Annotated in this window: 12 protein-coding genes; 8 read left to right on the top strand and 4 right to left on the bottom strand. The window is 61.1% G+C overall.

Features of this window, described 5'->3' with window-relative positions:
- The first annotated feature begins 50 nt into the window (after window positions 1-50).
- The 3 genes from trxA to AB1495_RS04840 are packed head-to-tail and all read left to right on the top strand — an operon-like array spanning window position 51 to window position 1,825.
- A complete protein-coding gene (trxA, locus tag AB1495_RS04850) occupies window positions 51-971 on the top strand; it encodes a thioredoxin (RefSeq protein ID WP_074636405.1) in 921 nt (306 codons plus the stop codon).
- A gap of 27 nt (window positions 972-998) precedes the next feature.
- Window positions 999-1,643, top strand: a complete 645-nt coding sequence (locus AB1495_RS04845; protein WP_005850355.1) for an LON peptidase substrate-binding domain-containing protein — start codon at window positions 999-1,001, stop codon at window positions 1,641-1,643.
- A 29-nt stretch (window positions 1,644-1,672) separates the two neighbouring features.
- Window positions 1,673-1,825 carry a Trm112 family protein gene (locus tag AB1495_RS04840; RefSeq protein ID WP_180829218.1) on the top strand — a complete coding sequence of 51 codons (153 nt, stop codon included), beginning with the start codon at window positions 1,673-1,675 and terminating at the stop codon, window positions 1,823-1,825.
- A 22-nt stretch (window positions 1,826-1,847) separates the two neighbouring features.
- On the opposite strand, the gene AB1495_RS04835 is transcribed toward AB1495_RS04840, so the two are convergent.
- Window positions 1,848-3,074 (bottom strand): FAD-dependent monooxygenase, encoded by a 1,227-nt coding sequence (locus AB1495_RS04835; protein ID WP_083350891.1) that lies wholly within the window; start codon window positions 3,072-3,074, stop codon window positions 1,848-1,850.
- An 89-nt stretch (window positions 3,075-3,163) separates the two neighbouring features.
- Between AB1495_RS04835 and AB1495_RS04830 the strand changes: the two genes are divergently transcribed.
- From AB1495_RS04830 to AB1495_RS04815, 4 genes are all read left to right on the top strand, one after another.
- On the top strand, window positions 3,164-4,492 hold the full coding sequence (locus AB1495_RS04830; protein ID WP_074636401.1) for an amidase: 1,329 nt from the start codon (window positions 3,164-3,166) through the stop codon (window positions 4,490-4,492).
- A 109-nt stretch (window positions 4,493-4,601) separates the two neighbouring features.
- Window positions 4,602-5,783 carry an aminotransferase class I/II-fold pyridoxal phosphate-dependent enzyme gene (locus AB1495_RS04825; protein ID WP_074636400.1) on the top strand — a complete coding sequence of 394 codons (1,182 nt, stop codon included), beginning with the start codon at window positions 4,602-4,604 and terminating at the stop codon, window positions 5,781-5,783.
- Window positions 5,784-5,800: 17 nt separating this feature from the next.
- Window positions 5,801-8,722 carry a DNA translocase FtsK 4TM domain-containing protein gene (locus AB1495_RS04820; protein WP_074636398.1) on the top strand — a complete coding sequence of 974 codons (2,922 nt, stop codon included), beginning with the start codon at window positions 5,801-5,803 and terminating at the stop codon, window positions 8,720-8,722.
- Between the two features lie 172 nt (window positions 8,723-8,894).
- Complete coding sequence (locus AB1495_RS04815; protein WP_005850339.1) at window positions 8,895-9,497, top strand: outer membrane lipoprotein carrier protein LolA; 603 nt, start codon at window positions 8,895-8,897, stop codon at window positions 9,495-9,497.
- Between the two features lie 57 nt (window positions 9,498-9,554).
- Here the strand turns inward: AB1495_RS04815 and AB1495_RS04810 are convergent, their stop codons facing one another.
- Together AB1495_RS04810 and AB1495_RS04805 are read right to left on the bottom strand one after the other, a co-directional pair.
- Window positions 9,555-10,145: a lytic transglycosylase gene (locus tag AB1495_RS04810; protein WP_174226590.1), complete on the bottom strand. Its 591-nt coding sequence runs from the start codon at window positions 10,143-10,145 to the stop codon at window positions 9,555-9,557.
- Window positions 10,146-10,216: 71 nt separating this feature from the next.
- The gene (locus tag AB1495_RS04805; RefSeq protein ID WP_037942726.1) at window positions 10,217-11,098 is read right to left on the bottom strand and encodes an AEC family transporter; all 882 of its coding nucleotides are present in this window, start codon (window positions 11,096-11,098) and stop codon (window positions 10,217-10,219) included.
- A gap of 84 nt (window positions 11,099-11,182) precedes the next feature.
- Here AB1495_RS04805 and hspQ point away from each other — a divergent pair, with 84 nt between their 5' ends.
- On the top strand, window positions 11,183-11,509 hold the full coding sequence (gene hspQ, locus AB1495_RS04800) for a heat shock protein HspQ (RefSeq protein WP_005850331.1): 327 nt from the start codon (window positions 11,183-11,185) through the stop codon (window positions 11,507-11,509).
- 36 nt (window positions 11,510-11,545) lie between these two features.
- Here the strand turns inward: hspQ and AB1495_RS04795 are convergent, their stop codons facing one another.
- Window positions 11,546-13,123, bottom strand: coding sequence for a gamma-glutamyltransferase family protein (locus tag AB1495_RS04795; protein WP_074636396.1), 1,578 nt, complete (start codon window positions 13,121-13,123; stop codon window positions 11,546-11,548).
- Window positions 13,124-13,234 lie beyond the last annotated feature (111 nt).

The following is a 13,234-nucleotide window of genomic DNA, read 5'->3' as shown; positions in this document are numbered from 1 at the left end:
TAGACAGACGCGCCCTCATATAAAGGGCAACCCCAAGCGAGGATTTTGATATGATGGATTTGAACCTTTCCCCCGCCGGTGCCGGTGATGCCGATCTGATCAAAGACACGAGCGAAGCGACCTTCATGGCCGATGTTGTCGAGGCATCGCAAACGGTGCCGGTGATTGTCGATTTCTGGGCCCCGTGGTGCGGCCCGTGTAAGACCCTTGGCCCGATGCTTGAAGACGCGGTGCGCGCGGCCAAAGGCGCGGTCAAGATGGTCAAGATCAACGTTGACGAGGCCCAACAGATCGCAGGCCAGTTGCAGATCCAGTCGATCCCGACCGTTTATGCTTTCTTCAAGGGCCAGCCGGTTGACGGTTTTCAGGGGGCCCTGCCACAGTCCGAGATCAAGGCGTTCATCGACCGCGTGATCAAAGCGGGCGGCGGCGAAGCCCCCGGTGAAGAGCTGTCAGAGGCCGTGGCCGCCGCGGATGACATGCTTGCCGAAGGGGCGGCGCAGGACGCGCTGAACACTTTTGCCGCGATCCTGGGCGAAGACCCGAACCATGCCGGTGCTTATGGCGGGATGGTGCGCGCCTATATCGCGTTGGATCAGCTTGATCAGGCCGAAGCGCATCTGAACGGCGCACCCATCGAAATCTCGAAAGCGCCCGAGCTTGAGGCCGCGCATGCGCAGCTTCAACTTGCACGACAGGCAGCCGATGCGGGCCCTGTGGCAGAGCTTCAGGCGGCGGTGGATGCCAACCCTAATGACATGCAGGCGCGTTTCGATCTGGCGCAGGCGCTTTATGCGCATGGCGACACGCAGGCCGCTGTGGATCAACTGCTGACGCTTTTCGGCAAGGATCGTGAATGGAATGACGGCGCCGCCAAGACGCAATTGTTCACCATTTTCGAGGCGTTGAAACCCAATGATCCGATTGCGCTGAATGGTCGTCGTAAACTTAGCTCTATGATATTTGCATAAGGCTGTGCGCGCCCTAGGTAAGCTTACATGATACAGCAATCGGACCTGCCAGACACAATCGCGATCTTCCCGTTGTCGGGCGCATTGCTGCTGCCGCGCTCGCGGTTGCCGCTGCATATCTTTGAACCGCGCTATCTGCAGATGATCGAAGACAGTCTGAAAACGCCGGGGCGATTGATCGGCATGGTGCAGCCCAATGTGGTGCCGGGGCGCGACGGTCCGGGGCTGCAAACCATCGGCTGCGCAGGGCGGATCACCCAGTTCTCCGAGACAGAGGACGGGCGCTATATGATCACCCTCGCGGGGATCTCGCGTTTTCGGGTGGTGAAAGAGGTCGAAGGCTTCGCGCCCTACCGCCGTTGCGATGTCAACTGGGACGGGTTTGAACGCGATCTTGGCAAGGATGAACAGGACAGCAGTTTCGACCGCGATAATTTCCTGAACACGCTTGGCCGTTACTTCGATGCGCGAAACCTGTCGGCAGATTGGGATACGTTGCAAGAGGCCGACGATGAACTGTTGATCAATTCACTGTCGATGATGCTGGATCTTGACTGCGAAGACAAACAGGCCTTGCTTGAGGCACCATCCCTCTCTACCCGACGCGAGACGTTGCTGACGTTGATCGAATACACCCTGCGGGGTGGCCAAGAAGGGGAGATGATGAATTGAACGCCGAAGAGATACCATTCGACCGCCGCATGCTAGAGGCGCTGATTTGCCCCCGCACGCAGATGCGCCTGACTTATGACGCCGACAAGCAAGAGCTGATCTCGGACGCGGCCGGTCTTGCCTATCCGATCCGCAACGGTATCCCCGTGATGCTGGTGGACGAAGCGCGGGTTATCGACTGACACGGCGGGGGTAGGCTGCCCCCTAAAGTGCCTTACCCTGCATTAGACGGGGCAGGGTGCCCGTCAGCCCCGCCGCCTCGCGCATGAAACCGCGACGGGCATCGGGCAGGGCGTTAATCGCCGCCATCCCCACATCACGTGCAATACGCAGCAGCGGGTTGTCGTTGGAAAACAACCGGTTGAAGCTGTCCGTCGCCAATGCCAGCGCGGTGTTATCAAAGCGACGCCACAGCTGATATTGCTCAAGCACCGTGGTGCTGCCGATATCCTGCCCGCGCCGCTGCGCATCAGCGATCACCTCTGCCAGCGCGGCGACATCGCGCATGCCGGCGTTCAGCCCCTGACCGGCAATCGGGTGCACCCCATGTGCGGCATCCCCCAGCAGGGCGACACGCGGTGCCACCATCGAATGCGCCAGCGACAGGCTCAGCGGGTAAGTGTACCGCGCACCGGCAAGGGAAATCTCGCCCAGAAAATCACCAAAGCGCGGGCGAAGCACGTCGAGGTATCCCTCATCCGGCAGCGCGTGGATATGCGCTGCGTTGGCGGCGGTCTCGCTCCAGACGATGGAGGACCGGTTTTCGGTCAGCGGCAGGATCGCCAGCGGCCCGGGGGGCATAAAGAACTGATGCGCGACCCCGTGATGCGGCTTTTCATGGGCGATGGCGCAGACCAGCGCGGTTTGCGCATAATCCCAGCCGATGCGTTTGATCCCCGCCCGCGTTGCGGTGCCCGAGGCGCGACCATCCGCGCCGACAACCAGACGCGTGCGCAGGGTCTTGCCGTCTGCAAACGTCAGGGTGACGCCCGCCGGGGCGGCGTCTTGCGCGATGACCGTTTCGCCGTCCAACCGCGTGATGCGGGCCTCAGCGCTCACCGCTTCTGCCAAGACGCGCCGCAGGTGGCGGTCCTCGACCATATGGCCCATCGGCCCTTCTTCGATCTCTGCGTGATCGAAATGCATGAAGAAAGGGGAGGGGCCTTCGCCCGCGCGCCCGTCCGTCACTTTGATCTCGAGCATCGGTTGCGCGTGGGATTTCACATTATCCCAAATCCCGAGCGCCCCGAGCATCCGTGTCGAGGTCAACGCCAGCGCATAGGATCGCCCGTCAAACGCCGCATCTTCCCGCGTGGCAGCGGGCAGCCTGTCGATCAACGTGACCCGCAGCCCGATCTGCGCCAAAGCCAAGGCAAGTGTCGGGCCATTCAGCCCACCACCGACGATTGCGATATCTGTATCAAAATCCATAGCTTTAGATATGGGCGTGCAGCAGGGATTGTCCATGCGCGCTGGCGTCGCTACCGTCCCTTTTCCAAAGCATTATTCGAGGAAGCAACATGCAAGAGTGGTTAACCATGACAGCCGCAGATCTGGGACGGGGCATCGGGGACGGCCAGATCGACCCTGTTGTGCTGTGCCAGACCTATCTTGACGCGATCGACGCCCACCCCCTGCGGGATCGCATCTATGCCCGTGTGACCGCTGAACGGGCCCTGGCCGAGGCCGGAGCCGCGCGGGATCGCGCGCGCGCGGGCCAGCGTTTGTCGCCATTGGACGGGGTGCCGATCAGCTGGAAAGACCTGTTCGACACCGCCGGCATCGCGACAGAGGCGGGCAGCGCCCTGCTGAAAGACCGTGTGCCGGACCGCGACGCGCGCGTGTTGGCGAATGCCACCGCGATGGGGTTGGTCTGTCTGGGCAAGACCCATATGAGCGAGCTGGCGTTTTCGGGGCTCGGGTATAACCCCAGCACCGCCACCCCCCCTTGCGTGAACGATGAAGCTGCCGTGTCGGGCGGGTCGTCGTCCGGGGCTGCGGCTTCTGTCGCTTTCGGTCTGGCGGCGGCGGCGATCGGGTCGGATACCGGCGGATCGGTGCGGGTGCCTGCCGCGTGGAACGATCTTGTGGGGCTGAAAACCACCTCGGGCCGTGTGTCGCTTGAGGGGACCGTGCCGCTGGCTGCCAAGTTCGACACGGTCGGCCCGCTTTGCCGCTCGGTCGAGGATGCGAGCCTGCTGCTGGCGCTCACCGAAGGGTCCAAGCCGATGGACATGGGCAGCACCGACATCGAAGGGCGTCGCTTTGCGATCCTGCGCACGGTGGCGTTCGATGATATTGAAGACGCCCCCGCGGCGGCTTTCGACGATGCCGTCGCGCGGCTAAAGGAAGCGGGGGCGGTGATCGAGGACATCGATTTCGACCCTATCAAAGAGGCGATGCCGCTGAGCGGGTGCCTTTACACCGCCGAAGCCTACGGCCTGTGGCGCGACGTGATCGAGGCGAACCCGGATGCGATGTATGGCGAAATCCTTGAAAGGTTCCGTCTGGGCAAATCCCACTCCGGTCTCGATTACGTGGCAGCCTGGGCCAAGATCGACCAGATCCGCGCGGCCTATGTGAAAGCTGTGGCGGGCTATGACGCGGTGCTGATCCCCACCGCACCGCTGCTACCCCCCAAGCTGGACCGGCTGGAAACCGAGCATGACTATTACGTCTCGGCCAACCTCATGACCCTGCGCAACACGCGTATCGGGAATCTTATGGGGCTGGCGGCGGTGACTCTGCCCACGGGCACCCCATCCTGCGGGATCATGCTGATGGGTCAGCCCTTTGGCGAAGAGCACCTGCTGCGCATTGCCGCAGCCGCCGAAGAGGCATTGGCCTAAATGACACAAACCTTGCCCTGCGTCCTGCAATGTCTGGACGCGGGGCAAGCCCTTGGGTACTCTGGAACAAACGGGGCGTGAATGATCCCGAACCCGAGGCAGTGAAATGATGTACCCCGAGCGGTTTTCGAACCTTCCGGCCCACGCGTGGCCGCGCCTGCGCGCATTGCTTGATGCGCATGAAGGCGGTGGCACGCCGATCCACATGACGATTGGCGAGCCGAAACATGCTTTTCCGGCATGGGTCACCGATGTGATCGCGCAAAATGCGGCTGGGTTTAACAGCTATCCCGCAAACGACGGCACACCCCAGTTGCGTGGCGCGATTGCCGGATGGATCAAACGGCGCTACGGCGTGGATGTGGATGCAGACACGCAAGTGATGCCGCTGAACGGCACCCGCGAAGGGCTGTATAACGCCGTCATGGCCACCTGTCCCGAGACGAAGAATGGCCGCAAGCCCGCCATTCTGATGCCGAACCCGTTCTATCAGGTCTATATGATCGCCGCGATTTCCGGTGCCGCTGATCCGGTGATGGTGCCTGCGACGCGCGAAACAGGGCATCTGCCCGATTTTGCCAGCCTGCCCGAAGATGTGCTGAACCGGACCACTGCGGCCTATATCTGCTCGCCCGCCAACCCGCAGGGGGCCGTGGCCACCCGTGCGTATTGGACCGATCTGATCGCGCTGGCAGAAAAATACGATTTCAAGATTTTCGCGGATGAATGCTATTCAGAGATCTACCGCGACACGCCGCCCGTCGGGGCGCTACAAGTGGCGCAAGAGGTCGGGGCCGATCCAGATCGTGTGGTGATTTTCCATTCGCTGTCGAAACGGTCGAACCTGCCCGGGCTGCGGTCCGGCTTTGTCGCGTCGGGTGCCAATACCATGCGCGAGATCAAGCAGCTGCGGAACTATGCCGGTGCACCGCTGCCGTTACCGTTGCAAGCGGCGTCGGCTGCGGTCTGGGACGACGAAGCCCATGTGGCCGAGAACCGCGCGCTTTACATCGAGAAGTACGAGGTCGCCGACCGTATTCTCGGCAACGTCCCCGGGTACCAAAGCCCCGAGGCCGGGTTCTTTTTGTGGCTGCCGGTGGAAGATGACGAAGCTGCGGCGCTGAAACTCTGGCGTGAAACCGGCGTGCGGGTGCTGCCGGGCGGCTATCTGGCGCAAAGCGTGAACGGCGAAAACCCCGGGAAACAATATATTCGGGTGGCGATGGTCGCCCCAAAAGAAGAGACAACGCGCGGGATCGAAGCGATCCGCCGCTGTCTCTATCCAGAATAAGACGAGGGATCAGAGCAATGGCATATCAGACACGTGGGCGCGACCCTTTGCTAGACACCAACATGGCCGAAGCGATCGAAAAACGCGGCAAGGAGCTGTTGGGCCTCGGGCTGATCGCCCTGGGCCTTATGGCCGCCATGATGATCGGCAGCTACACCCCTGACGATCCCAACTTTATGGTGTCCACCGATGCGCCGGTGCAGAACTGGCTGGGGCGCATGGGCGCGTCGCTGGCCGCGCCTTTGTTCATGATCGTGGGCTGGGGCGCGTGGTCTGTCGCGGCAATCCTGCTGGCCTGGGGCGCACGCTTTGCCCTGCACCGCGGCGAGGAACGCGCCGTTGGCCGTTTGATCTTTGCCCCGATTGCCGTCGCCTTGTGTTCGATCTACGGGGCAACGCTGACGCCGGATGCGGCTTGGCTGCAAACCCATAGCTTTGGTCTGGGCGGACTTTTTGGCGACACGGTCATGGGCGTGATCCTGACCGTCCTGCCGATCGGGTCGACCTTTACGATCAAGCTGATGTCGCTGTTGATGGGCGTGGCGATCCTTGCCTTTGGTGCCTTTGTTGTCGGCTTCACCCGACTTGAACTGCAACGTCTGTTCCGCTTCATGCTGGTCGGGCTGATCATGGCTTATGCCGGATTGATGACCCTTCTGGGGCGGGGTGCGTCGGGGGCGGTTGCCGCCGCGCAGGGCATTCAGGCCCGCCAGCTTGAGCGCCGCGAACGCAACCGGATCGAGGCCGAGGAGAACGCGCAATTCGCGGCCAGCCAAGGATACTATGACGACGAATTGGCCTATAGCGACGCGCCTGCAGCTGCGCCAAAAACCGGCCTCCTGTCGAAAATGCCGACGCTGGTCAAACGCGCCGACCCGCTGCCCGAACCTGAACTGGTCGAGACATGGGCTGAACCCGAACTGGGCGAAGCCCCCAGCAGCGACCGTATCAAATCCAAGATCGCCGATGTGATCAAAAGCCGCGTGCGGACCGGCGGGGCTGTGCATACGGCCACCACCGCCCCCTTGACCCGTGGTCGCGGGCGTGGCCCTGATCCGCTGCTGCTGGATACCACCGCGCGTGGTGCCCGCCGCGAAGAGCCGCCATTGACCGGTGCGCCGGCCCCCTCCCCTACTCGGGCGGAGCCGCCTTTAACCGCAAGCCGTGCGCCTTTGGTCGCGGAACGCCCCGTGCTTGAGCTAACCCCCTCTGAACCAGATCACGACGCGGATATGGCGGTTCTGGATGATGAACCGATGACCGACAGCCACCTGCCACTGCAAGAGGCAGAGCGGGAACCGGCCATGCAGATCCCCGTGGCTCAGCCGCGCAAGGTGGTGCAGCCGCAGATGCGCAAGCCGGTGCAGCCTAGCAAACAGGCTCAGGCCGAGGCACAGCCTGCGTTGACCTTTGAAGACACGCATCCCGGATTTGAACTGCCGCCGCTGAACCTGCTGGAAAGCCCGGATAATGTCGAACGCCTGCACTTGAGCGACGACGCGCTGGAAGAGAACGCGCGCATGCTGGAAAACGTGCTGGATGACTATGGCGTGAAGGGTGAAATCGTCGCTGTCCGTCCGGGCCCCGTTGTCACCATGTACGAGCTGGAACCGGCACCGGGCCTCAAGGCGAGCCGTGTGATCGGTCTGGCGGACGATATCGCGCGCTCTATGGCGGCACTGTCGGCGCGTGTGTCCACTGTGCCGGGGCGCAGCGTGATCGGGATCGAACTACCCAACGAGAACCGCGAGAAAGTCGTGCTGCGCGAAATCCTCGCCGCGCGTGATTTCGGCGACAGCACCATGCGTCTGCCGCTGGCCTTGGGTAAAGACATTGGCGGTGACCCTGTGGTCGCGAACCTTGCCAAGATGCCTCACCTGCTGATCGCGGGGACCACCGGTTCGGGTAAATCCGTTGCCATTAACACAATGATCCTGTCGCTGCTGTACAAGCTGACGCCGGAAGAATGCCGAATGATCATGATCGACCCCAAGATGCTGGAACTGTCGGTCTATGACGGCATCCCGCATCTGCTGTCCCCCGTTGTGACCGATCCGAAAAAGGCCGTTGTCGCGCTGAAGTGGACCGTGGGCGAGATGGAAGAGCGCTATCGCAAGATGTCCAAGATGGGCGTGCGCAACATCGAAGGCTATAACGGTCGCGTCCGCGAGGCCCTGGCCAAGGGAGAGATGTTCAGCCGCACCGTTCAGACCGGCTTTGACGAGGATACGGGCGAGCCGATCTTCGAGACGGATGAATTCAAGCCCGAAGCGCTGCCCTATATCGTCGTGATCGTGGACGAGATGGCCGATCTGATGATGGTCGCGGGCAAAGAGATCGAAGCCTGCATCCAGCGTCTGGCACAGATGGCGCGGGCATCGGGTATTCACCTGATCATGGCAACACAGCGTCCTTCGGTCGATGTCATCACCGGCACGATCAAGGCGAACTTCCCGACGCGGATTTCCTTCCAGGTGACCTCCAAGATCGACAGCCGTACGATCCTGGGCGAGATGGGCGCCGAACAGCTCCTTGGCATGGGTGACATGCTCTATATGGCGGGCGGGTCCAAGATCGTGCGCTGCCACGGTCCCTTTGTCAGCGACGAAGAGGTCGAAGAGATCGTGAACCACCTCAAGGCCTATGGTGAACCTGATTATGTGTCGGGTGTGGTCGAAGGGCCCTCCGATGACCAAGAAGGGAACATCGACGCGGTTCTGGGTCTGGGCGGCAATACCGACAGCGAAGACGCGCAATATGACACGGCCGTGGCGATCGTGGCAAAAGACCGCAAATGTTCGACATCCTACATCCAGCGGAAACTGGGCATCGGCTATAACAAAGCCGCGCGTCTGGTTGAACAGATGGAGGACGCGGGCCTTGTTTCGCCAGCCAACCACGTGGGCAAGCGCGAGATTCTGATACCAGAGCAGGGGTAGCGCGCAAAAATAATCGGAACGTCATTGCGACGCCGGGGGTTGGCTTGGGAACAGGCCAGCCCCTTTTGCATTTCGGGCGTGTTAGGCGATATCCTGCTGCGTGATATCGTATATCATGACGCGAAGCCCTATGTCGAAGGCAAGGCACTGGAATAAGAATAGGAAGACTATGATGCGTTTTGTTACCACCACCGTTCTGGCCATTGGTCTGGGGTTGGCAGCTGTGATGCCCGCCGCCGCCGACAAACTGCCGCTGAACGCGATTTCCGGCTATCTTAACGATCTGAAAACCGCCAAGGGCGAATTTACCCAGATCAACGACGACGGCTCGATCAGCACCGGCACGATCTACATCAAACGTCCGGGCAAAGTGCGCTTTGAATACAACGCACCGGATTCGGGGATTGTCGTGGCGGGCAGCAATACGGTTGTGATCTACGACAAGAAATCCAACCAACCGGCAGAGACATACCCGCTGTCCAAAACGCCGCTGTCGATCATTCTGGCCGCGAATGTGAACCTGGGGCAGGCCAAGATGGTGACGGGTCATAACTATGACGGCACCGCGACCACCGTGCGCGCCCAAGACCCCGCGCATCCTGAATATGGCAATATCGAGCTGAAGTTCACCGGCAACCCGGTCGAGCTGCGCCAGTGGATCATCAACGACGGCAACGGCACCAAGACCACCGTGGTTCTGGGCGACCTGCAGAAAGGCGGCAGCCTGCCCAACAAACTGTTTGACGTCGGCAGTCCCGGTCAGGTGAACCGCTAAGGAAAAAGGGCCCCGAACATACGTTCGGGGCCCTTTCTTTATCCGGTGTTGGTCAGCTTACCAACGTGACAGGCGACACCCTGCAATCTGCTGCTGGTACATATCGGAGCGCGCACGCACCTTGCGGGCCACGGCGACCAGCCAGGGTTTCGAATTATAGCTTTGGCGCGCATAGCCTGTGTTGCCTTCGTGATAGGCCAGATACTGGTTTTCCGCGTCATGCAGGGGGATGCCGTTCTTGTCGCGGCTCTTGTTCATGTACCACCCCATGAAATCCGACGCGTCGTTGATCCGGTCGCGCTTGGCGCGGAAACCGCCAGCTTCGGCCAGATATTCATCCCATGTCGCATCAAGCGCCTGGCTGTAGCCAAAGGCGCTGGACTGTCGGCCCATGGGGATCACGCCGATGACATAGCGGAACGGCGTACGGGCGTCCGCGATGAATTTGCTTTCCTGATGGATCGTCGCCATCTGCACATGGACGGGCACGCCCCAACGGCGTTCAGCTGCACGGAATGCGCGGTAATATTCTGGGCGCTCTTTGAGAATCGCACATGCGTTATCAAGGTCTCGTGGGGCACTGGTCGGACCGCCACTACATGATGCCAAAAGCACAGCAATTATCAGGGCGCAAAAGGTTCTGCTCATCGGCCTCTCGCTTTTATCGTGTTTTTATTACATTTAGTTTATCAGATTGCCCTGCCGACGCCCACCAGAAATTACAGCAGAAACCCCAGCATAAGCGGTAAAGCGGCAACCGATAGCACGGTAGAGACGACAACCAGCCCCGCGACAGACTGCGCATCCGCACCGTATTTCTCTGCCAGTAGGTAGGATGTCACCGCCACCGGTGTCGCAACCTGCAAGACCAGCACGCCAAAAGCGATTTTATCAAGGTCAAAGAACCAGCCCGCCAAGGCGGCGATGCCAATGCAGATCGCAAGCTTGATCAGTGACAACACCACTGCGCGCCCGATCCCGCCGGGAGACAGCCGTGCCACGGCAACGCCCAATGTGATCAGCATAATCGGGATCGCCATCTGACCGAGCAGGGACAGCGTATTGGTCAGAAACACCGGCGTTTCCCAGCCTTGCACCAGAAACAATGCGCCCAATGCCGTGCCCCAGACCAGCGGTTCACGGATGACCTTGCCGAAGGAGCCAGAGCCCGCCACCAGCCAGATGCCAAAGGTGAACGACCATATGGCCATAATGGCAAAGACCACAACGGCGTAACCCAACCCCGTGTCGCCAAAGGCAAAAAGCGCGAGCGGCAGACCCAGATTGCCGGTATTCCCGAAGATCATCGGGGCCAGATAGGTCCGCCGGTTCAACCCGAATACGCGCACGATCACGGCGGCCAGCAGCGTTACCCCGCCATAGGCCGCCACTGTCGCCAGTGACAAAGCGCTCAGCGCGGCGGGGTCGATCTGCGTTGTCATCAGCGACACAAAAATCAGACAGGGCACCGATAGGGTCATCGCCAGCTGGGTCACAAACTGGATGCGATACTCGAACCCCAGCTTCACCCAGGCAAAGCCGATCCCGGCGAGCAGAAACACTGGGGCCACAATTTCAAGCACTGTCAGGACGAGGTTCACAAACTGTTTCCTTGGTTGCGCGTCGCAGGATTGGACAAAAGCCCCTTGAAGGGACTACGAACGAACGGTAGGTGCACCGATGTTATGATAAGAACGCGCGCGAAATACCACTTGGGCCAGATCGTCCGGCACAAAAAACATCCCTTCCGAGGGGTGATTTTTGACGTGGACCCCGAATTTGCCAATACCGAAGAATGGTACGAGGCTATTCCGGAAGACAGCCGCCCCGAGAAAGACCAGCCCTATTATCACCTGCTGGCCGAAAACGAACAAAGCTATTACGTGGCCTATGTGTCCGAGCAGAACCTCGTGGCCGATTACTCGGGCGAACCTGTGGACCATCCTGATATCCCCGATCTCTTCGGCCCGTTCACCGATGGGGCCTATCCGCTGCACTTCCAGCTGAATTGAGGCAAAGCGTGGGTGACCCGCGCCTGCCACCCTGTTTCAATAGCCCAGGGCACACCCATCCTTGCGTGCGTCGCTCGCCCCCTCCAGCAAACCGTTGTCATGCAGCTGGATCGCCTGCGCGCCGCCGATGGCTGTGGCCGGAATTTCGACCTTATGCCCCATCTCGGCCAGCTCGGCGCGGACCGCATCGCTATACCCGCGTTCGACCTTGAGGACGCCATTGTCGGAAAACGCGCGGGGGGCGTCGATGGCGGCCTGAGGGTCTAGCCCGAAATCCGTCAGGTTAGAGACAAACCGCGCGTGGCCATTGGGCTGGTAGGCCCCGCCCATCACGCCAAACGGCATGATGACCTTACCGTCGCGTTTGATCATCCCCGGAATGATCGTATGCATCGGCCGCTTGCCGCCCTTCAGCTCGTTCGCGTGCCCTTGGTCAAGGGTGAAACCAGCACCGCGGTTTTGCAGCAGGATACCGAATTTATCCGACGCGATGCCCGACCCGAAACCGTGGAAGATCGAATAGATCAACGACACGGACATCCCATCCTTGTCCACCACGGTGATATAGATCGTATCCTTATGCACCGACTCTGACAGGGCGACGGGGTCGGGCATGGCTTTCTTCGGGTCGATCAACGCCGCCAGCTCCTGCGCCGTTTCGGGCGCAAGCATATGGGCCAGACGTGCGGTATGGTCCGGGTCCGCCAGAAAACGATTGCGCGCATCATACGCCAGCTTGGCGGTTTCCGCCTCGATATGCACACGCTCCGCGCCCCAAGGATCCATGGATGCAATGTCGAAATGCGACAGCATGTTCATCATCAACAGTGCCGTGGCCCCCTGTCCGTTCGGCGCATGTTCCAGCACCTCAACGCCCTGATAAGTGGAGGCAAGGGGCTCACCGGGGGTGCAAGCGGTGGCGGCGAAATCCTCTGCCGTGTGCTTGCCCCCCATCGCATTGAGAGAGGCGACGATATCTTCGGCCACCTCACCGGAATAGAAGGCATCGCGCCCGTCCTTGGCGATGCGACGCAGGACTTCGGCCTGTCCGGGGGCGCGGAAGATGTCGCCGGTCTTTGGGGCCTCGCCGCCGGTTAGATAGAAATCGCGTGCGGCCCCCTGCAAGGTGCCCGCATCATTACCCCAATCAAAGGCGACACGTGCCGCGACGGGTACGCCTTCTTCGGCATAGCGGATCGCAGGGGCAAGAAGCGTGTCCAGACCCATAGTGCCGATGGTGTCGGACAGGTGGCAAAACGCGTCGATCGCGCCGGGAATGGTCACGGCGTGGGCGCTGCGCAGCGGTACCGTCTTTTCACCAGCGTCGCGCAAATGGGCGGCATCCAACGCAGCAGGGGCGCGGCCCGATCCGTTCAGCGCGTGCACTTCGTCGCTGCCCGCTGGCGAGTACAGCACAAAGCAATCCCCGCCGATTCCGGTCATCTGCGGCTCGCAAATCCCCAGCAGCACGGCACCGGCAATCGCGGCATCCATCGCGTTGCCGCCCCGCTCAAGAATATCGACAGCGGTCTTTGCGGCCAAAGGATGGGACGTGGCACACATGCCATTGCTCGCCAGAACGGGGGATCGTCCGGGAAGGTGAAAGTCGCGCATGTCATTGGCCTCAGGTTGCTGTCATCGGCCTGAACGTAGCGCGGTGCAGGACGGGCGGGCAATCACTAAAGGGCAGTTGGGCACTTAAAGGGGAGCTGGGTACATGAAGGG

The sequence above is a fragment of the Sulfitobacter pontiacus genome (assembly GCF_040790665.1).
GTDB lineage: Bacteria > Pseudomonadota > Alphaproteobacteria > Rhodobacterales > Rhodobacteraceae > Sulfitobacter > Sulfitobacter pontiacus.
This window is presented reverse-complemented; position numbering and strand designations above follow the sequence as displayed.

Bases quoted from the DNA above. Each gene is read 5' to 3' on its own strand.
- AB1495_RS04795 (WP_074636396.1), bottom strand. From the start codon at position 13,123: ATGCGCGACTTTCACCTTCCCGGACGATCCCCCGTTCTGGCGAGCAAT.
- AB1495_RS04825 (WP_074636400.1), top strand. From the start codon at position 4,602: ATGTACCCCGAGCGGTTTTCGAACCTTCCGGCCCACGCGTGGCCGCGC.
- AB1495_RS04810 (WP_174226590.1), bottom strand. From the start codon at position 10,145: ATGAGCAGAACCTTTTGCGCCCTGATAATTGCTGTGCTTTTGGCATCA.
- AB1495_RS04840 (WP_180829218.1), top strand. From the start codon at position 1,673: ATGCTAGAGGCGCTGATTTGCCCCCGCACGCAGATGCGCCTGACTTAT.
- AB1495_RS04845 (WP_005850355.1), top strand. From the start codon at position 999: ATGATACAGCAATCGGACCTGCCAGACACAATCGCGATCTTCCCGTTG.
- AB1495_RS04820 (WP_074636398.1), top strand. From the start codon at position 5,801: ATGGCATATCAGACACGTGGGCGCGACCCTTTGCTAGACACCAACATG.
- AB1495_RS04835 (WP_083350891.1), bottom strand. From the start codon at position 3,074: ATGGATTTTGATACAGATATCGCAATCGTCGGTGGTGGGCTGAATGGC.
- hspQ (WP_005850331.1), top strand. From the start codon at position 11,183: ATGATAAGAACGCGCGCGAAATACCACTTGGGCCAGATCGTCCGGCAC.
- AB1495_RS04815 (WP_005850339.1), top strand. From the start codon at position 8,895: ATGCGTTTTGTTACCACCACCGTTCTGGCCATTGGTCTGGGGTTGGCA.
- trxA (WP_074636405.1), top strand. From the start codon at position 51: ATGATGGATTTGAACCTTTCCCCCGCCGGTGCCGGTGATGCCGATCTG.
- AB1495_RS04830 (WP_074636401.1), top strand. From the start codon at position 3,164: ATGCAAGAGTGGTTAACCATGACAGCCGCAGATCTGGGACGGGGCATC.